The organism is [Enterobacter] lignolyticus SCF1 (genome assembly GCF_000164865.1).
Classification (GTDB): Bacteria; Pseudomonadota; Gammaproteobacteria; order Enterobacterales; family Enterobacteriaceae; genus Enterobacter_B; species Enterobacter_B lignolyticus.
In genome coordinates, this window is record NC_014618.1 from 4,148,566 (window position 1) to 4,169,616 (window position 21,051).

11 protein-coding genes are annotated in these 21,051 nt (G+C 50.2%); 9 read left to right on the forward strand and 2 right to left on the reverse strand.

The annotated features are described in order from the left end of the window. The first annotated feature begins 128 nt into the window (after positions 1-128). From queD to dpdD, 9 genes are all read left to right on the forward strand, one after another. The gene (gene queD / locus ENTCL_RS19300; protein ID WP_013367828.1) at positions 129-491 is read left to right on the forward strand and encodes a 6-carboxytetrahydropterin synthase QueD; all 363 of its coding nucleotides are present in this window, start codon (positions 129-131) and stop codon (positions 489-491) included. Positions 492-948: 457 nt separating this feature from the next. Beyond that, positions 949-4,056: a protein DpdE gene (gene dpdE / locus ENTCL_RS19305; protein ID WP_013367829.1), complete on the forward strand. Its 3,108-nt coding sequence runs from the start codon at positions 949-951 to the stop codon at positions 4,054-4,056. Beyond that, complete coding sequence (gene dpdF, locus ENTCL_RS19310; RefSeq protein WP_013367830.1) at positions 4,056-6,536, forward strand: protein DpdF; 2,481 nt, start codon at positions 4,056-4,058, stop codon at positions 6,534-6,536. The genes dpdE and dpdF overlap by 1 nt, the downstream gene beginning before the upstream one ends. Beyond that, positions 6,523-7,398, forward strand: coding sequence for a protein DpdG (gene dpdG / locus ENTCL_RS19315; protein WP_013367831.1), 876 nt, complete (start codon positions 6,523-6,525; stop codon positions 7,396-7,398). The genes dpdF and dpdG overlap by 14 nt, the downstream gene beginning before the upstream one ends. Further along, on the forward strand, positions 7,395-10,592 hold the full coding sequence (gene dpdH / locus ENTCL_RS19320; RefSeq protein ID WP_013367832.1) for a protein DpdH: 3,198 nt from the start codon (positions 7,395-7,397) through the stop codon (positions 10,590-10,592). Before dpdG ends, dpdH begins: the two co-directional genes overlap by 4 nt. Next, entirely contained in the window at positions 10,589-11,437 is an 849-nt protein-coding gene (locus ENTCL_RS19325) for a hypothetical protein (RefSeq protein WP_013367833.1), read from the forward strand. The genes dpdH and ENTCL_RS19325 overlap by 4 nt, the downstream gene beginning before the upstream one ends. Positions 11,438-11,440: 3 nt before the next feature. After that, complete coding sequence (gene dpdJ / locus ENTCL_RS19330) at positions 11,441-15,877, forward strand: protein DpdJ (RefSeq protein ID WP_013367834.1); 4,437 nt, start codon at positions 11,441-11,443, stop codon at positions 15,875-15,877. 10 nt (positions 15,878-15,887) lie between these two features. Beyond that, positions 15,888-16,418, forward strand: coding sequence for a phospholipase D-like domain-containing protein DpdK (gene dpdK / locus ENTCL_RS19335; protein WP_013367835.1), 531 nt, complete (start codon positions 15,888-15,890; stop codon positions 16,416-16,418). After that, positions 16,411-18,576: a protein DpdD gene (gene dpdD / locus ENTCL_RS19340; protein WP_013367836.1), complete on the forward strand. Its 2,166-nt coding sequence runs from the start codon at positions 16,411-16,413 to the stop codon at positions 18,574-18,576. The genes dpdK and dpdD overlap by 8 nt, the downstream gene beginning before the upstream one ends. A gap of 29 nt (positions 18,577-18,605) precedes the next feature. Here dpdD and dbpB read toward each other — a convergent pair whose 3' ends face one another. After that, the gene (gene dbpB, locus ENTCL_RS19345) at positions 18,606-19,733 is read right to left on the reverse strand and encodes a DGQHR domain-containing protein DpdB (protein WP_013367837.1); all 1,128 of its coding nucleotides are present in this window, start codon (positions 19,731-19,733) and stop codon (positions 18,606-18,608) included. Continuing rightward, positions 19,730-20,980 carry a tRNA-guanine transglycosylase DpdA gene (gene dpdA, locus ENTCL_RS23235; protein ID WP_071841423.1) on the reverse strand — a complete coding sequence of 417 codons (1,251 nt, stop codon included), beginning with the start codon at positions 20,978-20,980 and terminating at the stop codon, positions 19,730-19,732. The genes dbpB and dpdA overlap by 4 nt, the downstream gene beginning before the upstream one ends. Between the last annotated feature and the right edge of the window lie 71 nt (positions 20,981-21,051).

Below are 21,051 nucleotides of genomic sequence, written 5' to 3' on the forward strand. Positions count from 1 at the left end.
CCGTTACAACTGCCTGGTTAAGGCTCGACTGCAATAATCTTGCCAATACAATAGTGTTAATCACCGACTCAGAAATTCTAGGAATTTTTGCTTCTTGTTGTTACTGTATAACAAAAAATGAGGTCGCTATGAAAACAACATTGTACAAAGATTTCACCTTTGAAGCCGCACACCGTCTTCCAAACGTTCCGGAAGGTCATAAATGTGGCCGCTTACACGGTCACTCTTTTGTAGTTCGCCTTGAAATCACAGGGGAGGTTGATCCTCACACCGGTTGGATTATCGACTTTGCCGAGTTGAAAGCGATTTTCAAACCCACTCTGGACCGACTAGATCACTACTACCTCAACGATATCCCTGGTCTGGAAAACCCGACCAGCGAAGTACTGGCGGAATGGGTCTGGCAACAGATTAAACCACAGCTGCCACTCCTGAGCGCAGTGGTAGTGAAAGAGACCTGCACGGCGGGTTGCATTTACCGGGGTGAATGATAATCAACTTGGTGACTGGTTGTCATCTCAACCAGTCACGCTTTTTGTTCGATAGCAACAAATGATATTCTATTTTCCAACCCATATCACAATTCTCGGTAGTTTATATTTTTCTTCTATTAATGTTGATATTTAGTATTCAATGATGAACCATTTTATTATTACTTAACAATTATTTTGGAATTTATCCGGCTAACATTGGTAGGTTGAAAAATGCTCATCATAACAGATAAAATTGATATCGCTGAAACCTCCCCAACATAAGCCAACATCTCATTGATCTTTTTCTGCTTTCCCCCTTGAATATGGGAGTTATCTCAGTATCCTGATCATAATACTCAAAACAATGCACTTATAAGTGCATGTCGCTCAGGCATATCAAAGTAACGCTTTTCGGTCTGAGTCTGGTTGTTTTTGATCAAATGTGATTATAAGAAACGATTCAAGGACTGTGAGGATGAACGCATTACCCATCGGGTCACTGGTTATCTCTGAGCAATTTGAAGGCATCGGTAAAGTTGTCACTGTCGATAGTGATACAAATAACGTCACGGTCGCTTTTTTTGAGTCACCGACTCAACCTTATGCACGGCAAACGAAAGTTCCTTTAGAACAACTCACCACGACAATCCCGCACGAAGAGACGGTCATTTATTGCATTGAACCACAAAGCCAACGATGGGCTAGAGCCCGATTTGGCGGTTCGCGCCCCAAAGGGGATTTTCTCGTCATCTTTCGCGAAGATGAAAGTACTACGCTGCCAATCGACGAAATTTTTGTTCTGAACAAAGCGCCGGATACCCCAGTAAACCCTGCAGATTTCCTTGCCCTCCAAGCTAATGACGCACCGTTTTTTTTCCCTCACCGCCAAGCCTTTATTGAAACTTACATCCAGCAACGTGCTGCCTGCCGGGCGATGGTATCCATTTCCAGTAGTGCCGTTGAACTCGAACCCCACCAGTTAGCGGTGGTACGTCGCGTGCTTCAGGATAAAAATCCTAAATATATTCTAGCCGATGAGGTTGGGCTGGGGAAAACCATCGAAGCAGGCATGGTCGTCCGTGAACACGCGTTAGAAACTAATGGCCACGTCAGCATGCTTATTGCGGTTCCAACACCGCTCGTTAACCAATGGCGGGAAGAACTGGGTGAACGCTTTCAACTGAAACAACTGATTATTGATGCCTCCTCGGCCCTCACGGGTATGCGACAAAATGAGGTCGCAGAAGGCATTGTGATTTGCAGTCATTTTGATGCCTGCGCCTTGATTGAACGAGGATTCCTACCTTCACTTATCGTGGTTGATGAGGTTCACCAGATTGCTTCCTGGCCGTGGTCAGAAGACAAAGATGAACGTTATGACTTCAACCTGATTGCTCAGGCTTGTCAGAAAGCCCACTACGTTCTGTTACTTACCGGGACCCCTCTGCACGGGCATGAAAGGAACTTCTTGTCAATGCTGCACTGTATTAATCCCGAAGCCTACCAAGTGGATGAAGCCAATCTGCGAGGCTTTACCGAACTGGTAAAAAATCGTGAAAACCTCGGTGGGATCTTCTCGGGGTTAGTGCCCACAGTCTCGAACGTCAGCTTACGCCGTAATCTCGAAACACTGCAGCAGCAGTTCCCGGAAGATACGGTTCTGATGACGCTCTGCCAGCAACTCATCCCGCTTATTGGGACGTTTTCACCAAATACCCCGGAGCGTGAAGAAGGAATCCGGGATATTCGCCGGTACCTAGGGGAAAACTATCGCATTCATCATCGTCTGTTGCGTAACCGCCGTCAGGTTTCACTCAGCTTCGATGAAACGAAAAACCTCAACCTGAACCTTCTGTTTCCAGGGCTCAATGGAGCCCTGGAGTGCCACTGGCATTGCGATGGGTTAGCGTTAGACGAGTTGATTGATGAGTATCGTTCCTTATCTTTACTGCCACAGAATACGCAATGGGCAATGAATGAAGACACGTACCTCTTATGGATCGATGATCTCCTGTCCAGCCCACTCTGCGTCATGCAACGCGCTAAAGTGCATTTGGGTGAATCGGAACGCACTCAGGAAGAACGAGAACTATTAGAACATATTGTTTCTACAGCAAAAAAAGAACTTCAGGTCATTGATACCAAGCTAGCAATCACCTTGAATGAGTGGCTGCAAAAGAATCCGACTGGAAAAACCATCATCTTCTGCGATCGTCCGACTCTAGCTCAGCACTTGGCAATAAAGCTCGAGTTGCTGCTGGAATATCCGCAGGAGCGCTATCAGTCGGGTCACCCCTTGGGGTACCTGAAACCCGGCAGCCCAATACGGGTCCTGATTTGTGATAAAAGCGGCGAAGATGGTCTGAATCTCCATGGAGGTCTACGACTGGCCGTTCACTACGGTTTACCGCGCTCTTGCAGTCGCATTGAACAGCGCCTTGGTCGTCTGAACAGGTACAGTGCAAACCTAAAAGGTGTAAAACCCGTTCAGAGTCTGATCCTGAAAAACCACGCCGACCGTGGATTACGCAATATATGGGCCAGCATTCTGAAAGACAGCATTGGCGTATTTAATAACACCATCGCTAGCCTCCAATTCGCCCTCGATAATTATCTGGAAAATGCGTGGCGAAATGTCTACCAAGAAGGGCCGGTGCCCCTTGAACGTATTGCCAGCGAATTCCCTGGCGAACAGGGTATTCTGGCCAATGAAACGAACAAAATTAACATGCAGGAAAAGCTGCTTGCGATGGATGACGAGATTGCCGAGGCGGCGATTTTTGCGCAACAGATCAGCGCTGACGATCATCTTGCGGTAGCGCAATGTAATGCGCTTACCAACTGGATCACGCGTGCACTGCGTTTTCGCGCTACCGGTACCGCAGAAAAAGGCATCAAGTTTCAGTTTGAACTCTCTGACCGCAGTACAGGGACGCTGGTTGATTTTAAAACCTTTCTCACCACCTGCATGCTTAGCTTCGATAAAGAAGGCGGCAACCCGCCGTCAACGCATCTGATGAGTGCTGAACGCATTCCATCTATCGAGGGGACAACCGTTTATCCATTGCGGTACGGACAGCCATTTGTCGATACGATCTGGCAACTATTAAACCTAGACGCCAGGGGCAGTTCTATGGCGATACTGCGGGTGATCCCCGGGCAACTAAAGGAACCCAATTGCTTCTTCCAATCTACCTGGCTTGTCACTCATCACCAGATGGAGGATACCTACTCACAACGCCGCATAGCAGATGAACTGTCCCCCCCGCGTATTGTGCAACATTGGCTTTCCTCTGAAGGCAAACCAGTTACTAATCCACAGGTTCTGGAACTTCTCAATGGCGAATACGCCAAGCACGAAACATCGCAGAAATTCTATGCAGATATGAATCTGCGCCCTAACCTCTGGCTAGAAATTGAAGAGCTTATTTCACCGAGTTACTGGAAAGAGATGGTGGAGCGAGTCTATGCCAGCGATCGGGAACAACAACAAACCACCCTCGGTGATCAGGCCGGACTCCAGTTAATGGCCGTCAAAGCCGTGGTGGTGTGTAGCAAAAATCTACTGGAGGAAATCGCCTGATGGAAGAAGAGTGGTCACGCCTGCAGCAGGCACTAAACACCTGCTTTAGCCAAGGGGTCACATTTAAGGATGGCATCGAAAATCAGTTTCTGAACAGACTAATTCAGATCATCACAGATGCCTCGGCAGGGCATGGTGATATATTTGCCGGCTACGCCGATGCATTACGAGCGGCTCATGCGAGCGGTATTAGCGCGCCGTTGCTCCCCCTGCCGCCTGAACTGACCGACGTTCCAGCACCTGAGTGGGGCATGACAAAGTCGCCTGCAACACAACAAATTCAACTAGCTGAAGAGGCAGACCTAGCGCTAACCAGAGCCACCTATCTGCGTAAGATCCGCAGGAACTTACTGCGCCCGGAGACCGATCCTGCGCTGAAGCGCCTGCTACCCGAGGAGCCCTGGCTGACTCATTATCAGGGATTCGGTCAACAGGCCGCTATTCGGACGCTACTGACGTCTGATGATAACTGTACGTTGCTGGTGAACCTGCCCACCAGTTGCGGTAAAAGCCTTCTTACCCAACTCCAGGTGCTCAGCGCACCGACAAACACCTTCACGCTGGTGATCGTCCCTACCGTCGCTCTCGCTATTGAGCAGGCTGACGACATGCAAAAGCTGCTTCGTGGTGCCGACCAAGATCATGGTGGGAGTTATGCCTGGGTCGGAGGACAAGAACAGCCCGCACGTCAGGCGATTAAGGAAAGAATCAAAGCGGGAACACAGCGTGTGCTCTTTTGTTCCCCGGAAGCCGTTCGCTCTTCTCTGGTTCCTATGCTGTTTGAGCTTTCCAGACTGAATATGATTGGCGCGATCGTCATCGACGAAGCACATTTGATCGATCAATGGGGCGCGGAGTTCCGCCCTGACTTTCAGCTGATTGCCCCTATGATTCGCTCACTGAAAGCCCAGGGAAAATGCCGTTTTCGTACACTGCTACTTTCGGCGACGTACAGCAAAAGCACTCGGAACATTCTGATCGAGCAGTTCCATGATGAAAATAGCGAACTGATTGAAGTGTCAGCTAATTTCCTACGCCCAGAGCCGGAATATTTTGTGCATCATGAGGCAAATGAAAACACGCATCGTAGGCGGGTCGAACAACTGCTAATGACCTTACCCCGCCCGCTGATTTTGTATTGCACCACACGCACAGATGCGGAAATGTGGTCTGTCCGTCTGCACGAACTAGGCTACTGGCGAACCGGCACATTCCACGGGCAAATTGACACAAACAATCGCAAAAAATTGATTTCTAAATGGAAAAATGACCAACTCGATATCATGGTCGCCACCTCAGCCTTTGGGGTAGGAATGAATAAAAAGGATATTCGCAGCATCATACATGCTGCCATTCCGGAAAGTATCGACCGTTATTACCAGGACTGTGGGCGCGCCGGGCGTGACGGTAGATCCTGCCAAGTGCACCTTGTATGGCATAAGGCGCAAATGAAAACGGCAAAATCACTGGCCGTTGAGACGCTGATTGGCGTAGAAAAAGGCTTTGCCCGCTGGAAAGCGATGTTTGATGATCGCAAAGAAAGTCCGATCGCTGACTACATGATTTCACTAAACATCAAGCCCGTTCATATTGATCACCAGGGCGATAAAAATGAAGCCTGGAACCGTCGGACATTGCTGTTAATGCAAAGGGCCAAACTCATCAAACTGGTCTTTGATGATCCGAAAATTCCTGACACCCTTCGAGATAATCTGGATGACGACAACACGCAACTAAGTGAATGGTTCGAAAGCTACTACAACCACGTTCATATCCGTCACTGTGACGATGCGCATTATTCAGAAGCGCACTGGAACACCCATGTGGAGAAGATCCGTCAGTCCGAGTTGAATAACCGCCGGGCAGCCTTTACGGTAATGGAAATGTGGTTGGAGGATCCCGGCAAATCGCTGTGTAAAATTCTGCAGAAATTCTATGAATATCAAAACCATCCTCCCGAGTTAACTTGTGGAGGTTGTCCGGGGTGTCGCCACAAAGGGAAAGGGGCATTTTCCCCCACTGTGGGCACAGATGTACAAATTATACGTTCCGAGCCAAAGAAAAAAGCACTCTTCGTAGGCACCGAAAAGAAAGTGTATTACAACGAAAACATGAAGTTGCATTCATTGTTAACGAAACTTCGTGTAACGTTGCGGTCACTGATCACCTCTGGCGAATATGTGTTTATTCGTGCAGACAGGCAAGTGTTCCTCCAGTTAGAGAACAACCTGGACTCGCTTTCGCACTTCTGGAGCGCACAGAAAATGACAGCGCCTGCATCGGATGGACCAGAGATCGTGATCATCCCTAACACCGCCGATGCGTTCCCGAATCTACCCGTGACGCGTTTTGAGCGAATTATTATTGCACCTGAGCATCTCGCCGATCCTCAGTTCCCACATCGTACATGGTGCGAAAGCGCAGGTAATGCGCTGTCGCTGGACACTTTTATCAGGCAACTACAACATGTCAATAATTAATAACGCAGGTGCTGGGAGCGTCCTGGTACTCCTTCCTCTAATTGAACGCATTCTACAAAGCGCACAGGAACCGTTGTCTCAGGACACTCTACTCGCCCGTTATCGCCCTGATAACTTGCCAGCTAACGATAACGCGTGGGGGAAATTCACAGAGAACTTGAGTTTCTGGTGCAGTCAGGGACTATGGCCGATGCGCGACGGAATGATGTTACCGCTTGAAGAAAACGCACGTCCACTGGCGCATCGCCTGCTTGCCTGTGCGATTGATTCTTGTCGCGAAAAAGGCGTTGCCAATGGGAATGAATGCGAACCGTTATGGCGGGTGCTGAGTTGTCTGTTGAGCCTTCAGCAGCATTCGCCAGGAGGTCAAGAACCGCTCTCCCCACCAATCATCACAAAGAAAATACACAAATGGCTACCAGGTGAAAAGGTAAACGAAAACACCGCGAAGTTAGTAAGAGACTTTGGCCGTTTTCTAGGTTTTCTCGAGCTAATGCCGGACGGAAATTATGTCACCGACCCCACCCGGGCCATTCAATGTTTTCTGCCGATAATCTTTGGCAACACACGCACTCTTCCCGCCAAAATCTTCATGGCAAACATGGCGGAGGTCATGCCGATGATGGACGGCGGGCAGTTCAGAAACTCCGTTCATGATGTGATGCAGCAGGAAAAAGACTGGATCTCTCCGGAAGGTGACAATATCTGCACCAGCACATCCATTGCGCTACAACGACTTGAAATCAGTAAGCGCATTATTCTCACCACCGGCAGTGATGATGAAGACGCCTCCTCACTCCAGTTACCTGAGGGCAAAATTCGACGGGTTAGCCAAATCACTCTGAGGGAGGATGCACAATGAGCATGATGGAGTACTGGCCGTCCAGGGAAAATATCGTTCAATGCATTCGCAATGAAGCGGAAGAATTAGAGGATCATGTGCTTCTGGCCGTGCATGAACCGATGCTACTGACCCGACGCGACGTCAATGAAAATCATGAAATATTGCGTGACGAAGATCTGTTCCAGCAGTTACTCATTACGGAGCGTGCCATCCCTTTAATTGGCCGTTCGGGAATGGGAAAATCGCATCTGGTGCGATGGTTAGACTGCAGGTTCAACATGTACCTGACGGAAAACGGCCAGCGTGCACAATGGGAAATTGTCCGTATTCCTAAAAACTCCAGTCTGCGACAGGTACTTTTACGCATCCTGAAAAATCTGACGGGGGAATTTTTCGACAACGCACGCACGCGCGTTAATGAAGTGACGGAACAATATCCTGCGAAAGATCTGGCAGACCTGCTGTTGACCATGATGGCCCATCAGTTGCAGGACATGCAAAAAGCAGTGATGGAGGAAGGTAAAACACTGCAGGCACAAGGTAAAGACATTCCATCAGACCGACTCGCCTATATGGAAACCATCATTGAAGAGGTAGAGAACGGTATCTGCGATCTGATCACAGACCCTAACTTCAAACAGAATCTGCTGAAGCCTGAGCACTGCATTTTCAAACTGGCCAGTCGGATGAGTAATGGTCTGGAGGAAGGAGAAGAAAATCATGATAAATATGAACTTCTACCGGAAGACCTCTATTTCGTTTTTGAGCCTGACGATTTATCCGCGCGTGCACGTCGCTACCTGAATCATTCTCAATTGCACGAGTCAGACCAGGTAGAAGCGCGTGCTCGGGCGGCGCGCGTGCTCAATGAAGCCATGCATGCCTCGCTGAAGTCCCTCTTCAAACGCCTGTTCACCTTCAATGGGGGTTCTTTTCAGGAGCTTTTCCAGGAAATCCGCAAGGAGTTTCTGCGACTGAATCGTCGCCTGGTGATTCTGGTGGAAGATATGGCGGCGATCTCCGCCATCGAAGATGTCCTGATCGACAGCCTGATCGAAGAAGCGGCGCCTGGCGGCGTGCAAACCCTCTGTCCGGTCCACTCGGTGATTGCCGTCACCGACAATTATCCCGGCTATAAACGCCGTCAAGAAACCTTAATCACGCGTGCTGGCTACGAGTGGATCATCGAGAACGTCGATAAAGGCAATAACAAAGATCGTATTGTCTCGCTCTGTGGTCGCTATCTGAACGCCGCACGCTTTGGATCAGAGGAGTTAAAAAACCGTCCAGAGCAAGGTAAACCCCAGTGGCCACCTGTCTGGCACAGTGATGAGATACCCAATGCACTGGAAGATTTTGGTTATTCTGCCAATAAGAAATTCCCGCTCTTCCCGTATAACCGCAGTGCCATTCTGGCACTGGCGAATAAGCATTGCCGCGACAGCAGCGGCGAGTTGATTTTTAACCCGCGCACAATCATTAACCGCATCCTGTTAGATATTCTGCGTGATTGCAGAACAGAAGCGGATAAAACGCAGTTCCCGCCAACTCATCTCGCTGGAATTAATGCCGTTCCCGAGATCGAAGACAAGATTTCACAGATGGTTGTCAATCGGGTTGGCAGTTCGGTGACGCTTGCCGCCATCTGGGGATATGGCATTGATTCCTTTGATGAACTACGCGAAAAACTGCCAGGCAGCGTAGCGAGTGCCTTTGGCCTCGATGAACTTGCCGCGCAACTGACTGGCAAAACCCCTACGACCGAACCGGTAACAAAGACCGCACGCGAAATGGCAGGCAAAACAGGCAGCACGGCGGCGGGTAAAAAGCTTGACGATCCGGAGTTAAAACCAAAAGAAGAGGCAAAACCTAATGCCAAATCCGAATTGCCGTTTATTAGGGCGGTCCGAGCATGGGTGAATGACAACGTCATTCTGCCGCAGGATGTTGCCCGTGATTTGCGTGCGGCACTGAACGCCTGTTATGAAATTCATGCGCAGCCAGAGTTGTTCGGAATGTCTTCGCGGCCACCGCTGAAAGAGGGGCGTTTTACATTGATTTCACTGCCAAAAGCGGCGTCGGATCCCTCAAGCATTATTACGAACTTTTACTCTGAGCAGGATCTGACCGATCCTTCCCGACGGGTCGATGTGTATAACGCCGCTGTAACTCTGTTACGTATCCAGCATTACGCCGGTTTAAATCAAGGCTTTAATTATCCCGAGGCGCAGGAAGACTACACTCGCTATCAAAACTTCATCCAGTGGTGGGTGCCGCAGGCTACGGAAAGCGCTATTAATCATTTCCGAGCGCGTAACTTACGAGATGCGCTGAAAAAGCATCTGCAAAAAGCTCTGCTGCTTGGCCTGGTGACCGGGAAAGAAGAACCGGCGGAGATCGTCAATACCCTCTGCCTCACCCAGAAAGGCGTCGGGAGAACCGAAGGGAAAAGTACCGGTCGAACGCTGGCGACTTCACCTTCTGAAATCTGTTTTAGAGGGATTGAGGCGACCCTGCATCCTCACACCAGCGCCAGAGTCGCCGAAGCCAGGACGCAGGCGCTCGTAGGATGGGATGATGCCAGAAAAGCGTGGCTTGAACAGGTAGCTATCACTGAGCAAGGCGCAGGCTTGGGCTCCAGTCGTGCGCTTGATGCCGATATAATATTTTCCGCACTTAAAACTATTTTAAAACAGCCGCTTGGTGCGGAAATTGAACGCGCGGCGCTCTCCGTTAAACAGGAACTTGCCAGCACACTAAAAAATGTTCAACTCTTTGCCAACATTAAAGATGGCGACGATTTCCTCAGCCAACTGAACGACTGGCAGACGTTTATTGAGACTGTGCGGGCCGAGCACTACCCGACCGGCAGCGCTCAGTACAAGCCATCTTCGTGGCTGTTGAGTGAAATTGAAGCCCTCAGAACCGACGCCGAGGAGAGTATGGAGACTTTAATTTCATTACTTTCCATTGAAAAACAGAAAGATAGCGCGAGATTATGGCTGGAAATATGTCAACTTGACGGTGACTACGTTTCAAGAATCAGCAGCGTACTTGCTCAATGGCAACTGGTACAACCTAAGATCGCGTTCGCACTCCAGCAGATGAACGCCAAAGGGGATATACAGCAACTGACTCTTGCTCTGAATAGAGTGAATGACCGTCTGAAAACACTAGCGAGCGATATCATCGCCTCTGGAGTCGATCAATGACCACCTTGCGCCAACAACTGGCAGAAATGCAAAAAGAGCTCGATCTTAGCGTTCAGGCTGGTAAGGCATCACAAATCATCGATAAATGTAATCTGGTATACAGCAAAACTAACACCATTGCCGATAAGTTTGCATTGCTTAGGCAGCAATATCCCGCCCAGCAACAACTCCCGCAGGGCATTGCAGTTACCTGGAATGACGAGCAGCAGAGCGAACTGATCGCTGCCGCGAACAGCGTCAAAAGTCTCAAGTTACAGTGGGGACGCTGGCTGAAAAACCAGTCGGTAAACAATCCCGGCGAGGAAGAAAACCTTGCAGATCAGGAAGGGTCGCCACAGAACTCTCTAGATGAGACGCTGGCCGCCTCAGAGGAACCTACCGCTTACGACATCATCCAGAATGATTCCTTGACCCATTGTGTCAGCCAACTCAGTACCCTACACAAGGATCTGAGCAAAGAACTGAAAGATGCCTGGGATGCATGGCTGGAAGAGTTACATCAGCAGGTTCACGTCGATGACAAGACACTGAATTTCCAAAAAAATGCGAACAAATTTGACGATATCGCCTCCGACTATGAGCGTCGACGTCAGGATTTCGAAAACTTAACGCAGTGCCAACCAGTAAACGGTGAAAAGATTCACCAAATCAAAGCGCTCGCCGAAAAACTATATTCCCTGCGCGGCATGATGAAAACAGACTGGCCTGACGTGGTGCAAGCATTTTTCAATAGCATTAATGGCCCGCAGAGTCTCCGCCCGACGTTAAGTGCCCTGACGCCCGAGGTGCTTGAGTGGTTAAGGGATGAAGAGATGCTGGATGAGTTTGTGATCACAAGGAAATAGTTTATGTCTACGGCTGATTTGTCCCACCTGCACCGGGCGCTGGACCTGCTCGAAGAGCGGGAAGCGGAACTGTTGGTCTGGGGGGATACGGATGGCGCATTTACCCATGCCGATATCATCTCACTCTTTACCCGGAACCTACCCTACGAAGATGCCGAGTCGTTACTGGCAGAGCTGCAGAATGCTGCCATGCTCTTCAGCGTCCCGACCAGCAAAGGGGAGGCGTGCTACCGCACGCGTATGGCGGAATCGGTCCACTTGTTCCGACACCAGCGTCAATGGTTCCGTGATCAACCGCTTCAGCGAGCCCGGACGCTCGTCGCCGACTACCGTTTCGTCCGTCGTCCGCGCAACTATCCGAAACGGGAACTTCCGGCGCAAACAGTGCTGAACAAATGGGTCGACGTTCCGTGGATGAACGAAATTAAACGCCAAGCGCTTTCCCGACTGATCGGTGACTTTTCTATTGCCGGCTTTCAGGAACGCTCAACCGAACGTATATTGCGCGCTTGGCACTTTCATAGCAATCATGCTCACGCGAAAGAAGCCACCGGGACTATTGTCTGTGCAGGTACGGGGAGTGGTAAAACGCTGGCGTTCTATCTCCCGGCACTAACTTCGCTCCTTAATGATATTCAGCGCGACAACTCACAACGGGTCAGGACGCTGGCGCTGTATCCACGTAAAGAACTGCTTAAAGATCAGTTCATGGAAACCTGGGGCAAATGTCGTGAGCTCGACAGTCAGGCCCTGACACTGGCAGGACGCAAGATCCGTATTGGATCTTTTTTCGGTGACACCCCGTTCAGCCATCAATACGCAACAAAAGATAAAGACAAGGATATGCCCTTTGATTTACTCCGTTGCACCACGCCAAAATGTCCGGGGCAAATGCACTGGAAAGCAGAAGATATCAAATCGAAAAGAGAGATTCTTCGTTGTAGCCACTGCGATCATAGCGTAGACAGTGACGAAGTGATCCTGACTCGCGTCTCGTTAATGAAAAACCCGCCTGACATCCTGTTTACCACCACCGAAATGCTCAATCAGCACCTCGGGAACAACCAAGCGAATCAACTATTTGGCATTGGCATTGGCGTAACGCCGCCGCCGGTAGTCCTGCTGGATGAAGTACACACCTATGTGGGGAATACTGGTGCTCAGACGGCCTATCTGCTGCGACGCTGGATGCAACTTGCACGCAGTCGCCCCCATTTTGTCGGGCTGTCGGCAACGCTGAGTGACGCCGAACGTTTCTTCGCTGACCTGGTAGGTGCGCATAAAAAACATGTAGCTCTTATCGAACCGAAGATCAACGAAATGGAAGATGAAGGGGCTGAATATCTGCTGGCATTACGCGGCGATCCGGTTTCACAAACCGCCCTCCTCTCAACGACTATCCAGACCAGCATGCTCGCCCGACGTATTCTGGATACGAAAAGGAAAAAATCGCACGGGACATGGGGGCAAAAAACCTTCGTTTTCACCGACGATCTGGATGTCAATAACCGACTATATCATCAATTGTGTGACGCTGAAGGTTGGCGGTCGCGCGGTCAATACTTATTCGTTGCGAAACCGCCGCTGGCCGCCCAGCGTCTGGAAACACTGCAAAACAGCCATGCGCTGACTCAGGCAGGACAGAACTGGCGTATCGCGCAGGATATTGGTCACCCACTTGACGAAAATGACCGGGCCATCGTCGCCCGAACGTCCAGTCAGGACGTCGGGGTCGATCCTAGAGCGGAAATAGTGATTGCAACCGCGTCTCTGGAGGTGGGCTTTAACGATCCCTCCGTTGGCATGGTTATTCAGCATAAAGCGCCACGTAACGTTGCCTCCTATTTGCAGCGTAAAGGGCGTGCCGGTCGATCAAGAACCATGCGTCCGTGGATGGTCGCAGTCCTGTCCGAATTTGGCCGAGACCGCGTCGTTTATCAACGCTATGAAGAACTCATTAATCCAGAGATAAAAGGGCAGTCGTTGCCGATGGGCAACATTCATATCCAGAAAATGCAGGCAGCAATGGCGACACTTGACTGGTTGAGCATGAAGATTCCTGGAAGTAATATCTGGTCATTGCTGAATAAACCGCAGACAAAGCGAGAGTCTCTCGACCATCTTGATCGTATGCTCCACCTGGTTACCGCCGTGAGCGAACAACATGCATGGCAGCAGGAGTTGGAGAAGTATCTGTTCTATGCGCTGCGCATCACTGACGAGCAACTTCAGCGCGTACTGTGGTCGCCTCCCCGTTCGATCATGATGGAGTTGCTGCCAACATTAAAACGACAACTCACCACCCAATGGTCGCGGATGGGCCAACCTGAGGCAGACCGTTCGACGGGACGTTCCCCGCTTCCGGCCTTTATTCCTTCAGCGCTATTCAGCGAACTCAATCTGCCAGAACTGGAGATCCATCTCGAGCGGAAGTTCAAGAAGCGTGAACATTTGCCCTTTATTCAGGGTCTGAAAGAGTTTGCGCCAGGACGCATTTCTAAACGCTATGCCGTTTATTCCGACAATGAGGCTGACTGGCTGATACCGGACAACTTTGTTCCGGCAATGAACTGCGTTTCAGATGTTGATTTTGAAATTGAACAGGCTTTCGGCGATACTTGGCAGCCAGAGTGTGTCATCGAGTGTGAAGGTCAACCTCCTATTAGGGTCATTCGTCCGATGCAGGTGCTTACGCGCGCGCTGCAATTCGAGCAAAATCTCACCGAGAAAAGTAACTCGCAACTGTGCTGGCATACCCGGTTTAACCCTGACGATCAGTCCGATCCGCTCCCAATTCCTGCTGGCCCGTGGATGGACATCCTCCTCTCCATGACATTCTTTACCCACCAGAATATGACACCTCTCGACGTCACGCGTTACGCCACCCACGCAACGGCCTCGTTACGCAATAAAACAAAGCAACAAGCGCATGTGAACTTCAGGTGGGTCGACCATGGCGAGCCTGTCGGGGTTGGCGTACGGCAGTGGGTGGATGGCGTCCGGCTCAGATTTACGCTTCCACCTACTCTGCTGAAACGCCTCCGGCATGACCAGGCCATTCAGCGCGTACTACGAACTCTCTATTTCCAGCATCGAATCAAACATGAACCACGTTTCGAATATGACACGTTCACCGCTGACTGGATCTACGAGTGCTACCTGGCTGCGGTTACGCGGGAATTGGTCACGCAGTCGTCTCTGGCAGACGCTATCGCGGAATTAAAAACCCCGGACGGCCAACGTAGACTGGCTGATATCGCGGACTCTCTCTTCCAGGCAGAGAATATCTTTGAAAATAGCGAGGATGGTGAAGACGACGCCGAAAGCCAAGAACTGCAGCAACATTTGCGCAGCCTGTTTAAAGAGACCGACATCCTTAACATGGTGGACAAGCACAGCGCGATCCTGACTCAGGATCTCAGTGATGATGTCGATTTCCAGAACTGGTTACAGTGTCTGCTGACAACGACCTTTGCCGGAGCGGTCAAACAAACCAGCCACCTGTTACTGCCGGATGTCGATGAGCGCGGTCTGCTGGTGGATACCGAACTCAACGACGAGGTACTGGACGTCTGGCTGAGCGAATCAGAACCCGGAGGTTGTGGCATTATTACCCGTCTGGAAGACGTTTTTCATCAGGATCCAGTTTCCGTACTGAATCTGTTTATGCGTAGTTTTGCCGCCAGCGATTACGAGCAGATCGACTATGACCTGTTCGAGATGCTTTCGCGACTTCCCTCTTCCAGTGAACTCCAGGAGGCCTTGAACTCAATACGTAAGGCCAGCAACCATTCGCAGCGCCGTGAGGCTAACGCCCACCTCAGAACGCTGCTGAAGGCGCAAGGATTTGCACTCAGTCACAGTTTTATGTCGGTGCTGCACACGCGGATCCTACGCCCGGGCAGCCAGTCGTCACATGATGCGCAGATGCTGACATATCTCATCGCATGGCGGGACCTGGAAAACAAAGCCGGATACGAAATTGCCCTGAATATTTTTGCCCATACACAGGCGACGCAAGAACTGCCTGGCGCCAGTGTGACTAAAGTTTTTGAGCGTTTTTGCAAAATTCAGGGAATGCTCTGGCAGCGCGGTAATGCCATCCGTCAGTCGGTTCTCAGCTATTACAACCCCTTTAAGTCCGGTAACAACCTGACTGAACGACTGCTGCTAAGCTCACTGTTTCAACAAACGGCGTGTATCATCAGCATCAGTGAGAGCGACTGGTTAGCACAGTTACATCACGCCATTACCCAACACGGCTTTGCAGAATTGCATATCCCGCGAGAGGCTCGCCATCGTATTGTCGAAGTGATCTCTCTGGTACAGGTGACACCGATTGAGTACTTTGGTTTGCATCTCTACCCCCGCGAGTCCGCCGTGGACTATCAGGATGGCAATCTGGTGTTACGTATTGAGCTGGCCGAAGCGCTGCTGTAAGGGACGCAGAATGGAAGAACAACGACAAATTTTCCTGCATGGCCCACTGGGCCAGCGACATTTGCGGGAAATTCTGAGCGCGCAGTTTAGTGGCCTAATCCTCTATCCGGAACTGATCTGGCTGATCTCGCCGTGGATGAGCGACTTCGACGTAATTGATAATCGAGGCGGTCAGTGGAGTTTTCTTGATCCTTCTTGGGGCGCCCGAATGATCAGCTTCCAGGAATTACTCGCTACCGCCGTCAACAATGGCTGTCCGCTACGCATCGTGACACGTGAAGACACGCGCAGCGTGGTCTTTATCGAGCGACTACTGGCGCGCTTATCACCCGATCACGACATGCAATATATATATCACGAGAACCTGCACGCCAAAGGGATGCTGACCAAACACTTCTTTCTGAAAGGCTCCATGAATTATACCTGGAGCGGCGCAAACCTGAACGATGAGCATCTGCTGTTTTCAACCAATAATACGGTTATTTCAGATGCGTTGATTGAATTTAGCGGCCAGTACACCTTTGGAGACACCCATGACTGATACTTCTCAATGGCTGTGTGACTTCTTTGGCAACGGAAATTTACTGAAGCTGGACAGGCTGCTGGAAAACGTTGAAAACGCCTACCCTGCGGACTTAAAAGCCGTCTTACTACCGCTTTACGAAAGCGCGACTGACGCTCAGTGGCCAATTATTCTGCCCTGGTGCGATGCTCATCGCTGGGTATTTTTTGCCGCAGCAGAAACGGAACGCACCACGCTGGAACTTAGCAATGTCCTGAATGCCAGGCTGGGCTCTGCCGATGTTATTGCCGACAGAAAGGTGACTTTAGTCCCGGCGCAGGGAGCGACGTCGCTATCTGAAACGGCTCTGCTGAGACACTGTCCGGCCGGATTTATACGAATCGAATTACTTCCCACAAAACAGAAAGATAAACCGGCAAAAGAGCGGGTCTTCGCTGCGCTCAAAGACGTGATCACCCTGTTTCGTGACAGGCCATCAATGGTACGTACGGTCAAGCGCCCCTTTGGGCGGATCTTGAGTGATTTTATTCTGGCAAATAGCCAAAAAGACGAAACCACAAGCGACGCTTTACTACAGGAACTGAAGAACAATGGCGCTCTTTCGCGGCGCAACCTTATGCTGCTAGAACTCCAGCAGGCAGGTAAGTTGGAAAGGTGGGACACGCTGCTGAATCACGATTCGCTTGTGGATTTGGTGCGGGGACGCATTCCCACAACTCTAATGAGGATGCTGCTGAAAGCATACCAGCAAGTCTATTTTACGCCCGACAGCCACGGGTACCCGCAGGCCTCCCCGGCGGATCTTCGCCCGCAATGTCAGGCACTACATCCTCTGTTTACGCAGATGCCTTTCTTATCCCAGGATGACGCTGACATAGCTGCGTGGAAAAGTTGGGCCACAGGTGTGATGCTTATTGGAGAGGTCGACCTGCTCAATGCGTTGCCAGAACGTCTGAAAACCGACTGGCTGAGTGGATTACACACTTGGGCCAGTAGACCGTTCAACGTAGTGAGTCCGTCAGATACGACAGCAACGGCGTCGGTCCCGGATACACTGCAACAGCTTGCCGCATATCTGCAAGCCTCCCTGACAGCTACGCAAGAAGAGATTACCAGCTACGCGCATACACTCCGTACGCTGGATCAGCAGTTGATGGAGCAGGCGATGGCGGTGCCGCTGCTGAAAACACTCATTGAGGAAATCCGCCATCTGAGCAATCCACAAATCGTGGGCTGGGATATTTGTTTCTCCCGACTGTGTCAGTCAGAAGTCGATAGTAACAGCCTGGTGCAACTGGTCGCGCTAGAAAGTGAAAACTGGCCCGCCGATTCGTTTCATGAAGCTACGATGCTCCAGTTACTATCAAGTCAGGTTTCGCCAAACGCGTTCCCGATCCTGCGTAACGTGATGCCTGCCTTTATTGAATGGCTTGAATGTCATCAACTCAGTCTGAGTAGCACGACGTGGCTGAAGTGGCTGGATGTTCTTGCGATGGAGCAAAGCGTCAGTCAGGCGGACATTAAGCTGGCCGCGATGGCGACGGACCGGTTCCTACAAGGCTCCGTTAGCCAGGAAGCGTATCAACAGTCCGGTGCCATGCTGGAATTGATCGTAGAAAGAGCCAGTTCTTTCCGCAACCTGTCTGCGTTGTGCGAGTTAATCGAACTCTTCCTTGATGCTCCGGTGCAGGATCTGGCGACACTCACCTCGCTTTGGCTCAGAGTTCAATCTTTTGTAGGCGGAATATGGGCACGACTGGATCCGACTACTCGTACCGTTATGCGCAACTTGGCGACAGGAGTACTAGGGGAAGGTGCAGAGAGCGTATTTCCGGCTGAGAAGGATAGCGGTACGGCAGATGCAGAAGATGAGTTGCCAGACTTATCCGGAGCCAGAGTAGCGATTTATAGCCTGACAGAAGGTGCGGCGAGACGCGCGAAACAGATGCTGGAAACGCTGTTCCCCGGGATCAGAGTGGAGATCTGCCATGCGCACACGGCAACCGATAAGCTAGTTAATCAAGCGAAACAGGCTGATTACTTCATCTTTTCGGCAGGCAGCGCAACTCATCAGGCCTTCTACGCGGTCTCAGCGCAGCGCAGAGATTTAATCTATCCGACAGGTAAAGGTGCGGGGTCAATGCTGAACGCGTTTATTGCGCACGTTCAGCAGTAGTGGCACTAAATGGGGCAAATGCCCCTTTTTTATATATTGTCGTTCGCTGCTTTGATATAACTCGTGACCAGATAATCCGTCACTAATGAGATATCTTTCGACAGATTCTGCAGTTCGTTCCATTTACGGACGATAGGCTGACCATCAATATCTGTGCCGAAGTTCCACACGCCACTGCTCCATGCACAAAGCGCCTTAATTCGGTTTAGCTCTTCGACAAAACGAGTGTAGGAAGGGATCTCAGTCCAGCCAGGTTCACCTTTATAGTCCTGATGAACCTGATCGATTTCATCCATCAAACTGCCAAGCGCAAGAATACCAACGCCATGTAACAAGCGGGAATAGCGAGGCTTTTTATCCCAGTCGTCAGTAAACACAGTTTCCACAGCCGACCAGAAGTTATTCAACAATTTCACCATCTTCCCTTCATCCCCCAACCCTGTCGCCGGGTCACGGAAGCGATACAATGCTCCCTCACGAAGACTGGCATCGATCATTTTGATCATCGAGTTGTCAGCAATAACCCCATCAGGATTGGTCGCCGTTTTGATACGCCCTGCAAGTGGACCTTCGCCGAAGTTCAGTCGTTGAGTCAGCAGTGAAGGAAACTTACGCATTTGCAGGTCGGATGGCAGACGACCGTGGGTATGTGGTGCCAGTTCGTATAACAACGTTTTGGGCAACGGTTTTGTGGAGTTAACCAGCATGAACTGTTCACGCTGTTCTTCCGCATCATTAGCGATAAAAGCGGAGACCGGCATCATAAACGAGTCGATTTCTGCATCCCGCAAAGCAGCGGTACGTTGTTGACCATCAACAATAAAACCTGGCTTCTCAAAATCCTTATCTTCGGAGAAAGGTATTACCAGATGTCCCATGTCGCCATTATCTGTAAGCGGTTCAAAACGCACACGCTTATCAAAAGCGATAATCACCGGGTTTGGTATCATCGGATTTGCGCTCTCAATGTAGCGCTGAATTTCGCGAATATGGTTACGTACTTCTGGACGCTGATAACCAACCAAACTCTCTTCGCCGCGACGAATACGTGAAATCGCTGCAATTTTGCTGATTTGTTTACCTTCTATCGCAAGGCTATAGAGTTGCCTCTCCTCACCCTGTCGGATTCGCAGAGCGGGAACACGATATTCACTCATGACAGTTCCTCTGAGCGTAATGACAATGTGTGCTGTAAACGGTTGTACAACACCTGAATATTATGGAAACCACGGCGACGGTTACGTTCTGCTCCGCGGAAAATAATGACGTTAATACCGATAGCCTGACAAATATTGCATTGGCAATGTTTCCAGGGACGTTCTCCCAGCGTGCGTTCATAATCCGCACGGATTTTATCGGCCTCTTTTTCACCTGAATGCAGGCGTTCATAAGCCAATACTACCTCAAGAGTTTTCTCAAGGGACAAAGCCCCTTTATCGTATTCGAACAGGGCATTCATGGCATCCTTTTCCAGATGCCGAGCAATATCCTGATCAATCACGCCAGATTTTATTTTGCGACTCAAACTTGGATTCGCATCAAACTGAGGGACTCGCACAGCGGTATAGGCCGGGCCATCAGGCGTATGGTAGTTATTTTTTCGATCTTTGAAGGCCTGCTGAAGCGGTGTAGTCGAGTCAATACTGGTCACACCAAACTTGATAAAGTCGGCAAAACTCTCTGGACGGGCAATACCAAGCAAGTGAACATGCGTATCACTTTTCAGCAACGGCTTAATCTCTTCGAGAGTCTCTAGGATCTGCGCCGTTTTCAACGGCACCATACCTCCCATAGTGATATTTTTGTATCCCATGGCCAGCAGGGCCTCTACAGACTGACGGTAGGAGGTTTTGCTCCATCCATGTGCAACGCCAAAGGGAGTGAAGCAGGATTTTTGAGACTTGTTTAAAAACTCTTGAGCCAAGGTCAGCGTGATATCCTGGCGACGGCGACACTCAGCCAATACTTCGCCACTGAATACCTCACCAGGTTTCTCATAGCCAAACACGATATGATCGAGAGAAACTCCATGGTTAAAGCGAGAAGTTTCGTAGAACTCAATCACCTCTTCCACACGGTATGGTGGGATATCTTGGTTAACATAGGTGAAGGCTCCGCAATCACCCATAGTTTCCATATTTTCCGGCAGGCGGAAAAAATGCTTCATTCCATTACGGAAGTAACGCAAACGCTGGGCACGGGTATATTTGCTCTCGCCACCGCCAAGACCATCTACTACAGCTTTAGAAACCAGCATACCATCATAAGGATGAGGAAAAACCTCATGCGGATAATGATCGTCACGTTGACGCACGCGATGTTCGTTTCGCGTTTCGCGGAAGAAGTCGAAACTGGGATCGATAAAATCCTGACTATCAGGGAAAAAATACTTTAGCTTCGACAACTTACTCTCCTGTGACGCCACTACAAAGCCTCAAAAAACGGGGGATTCTACCATGAAACCCGGGCAAGTAG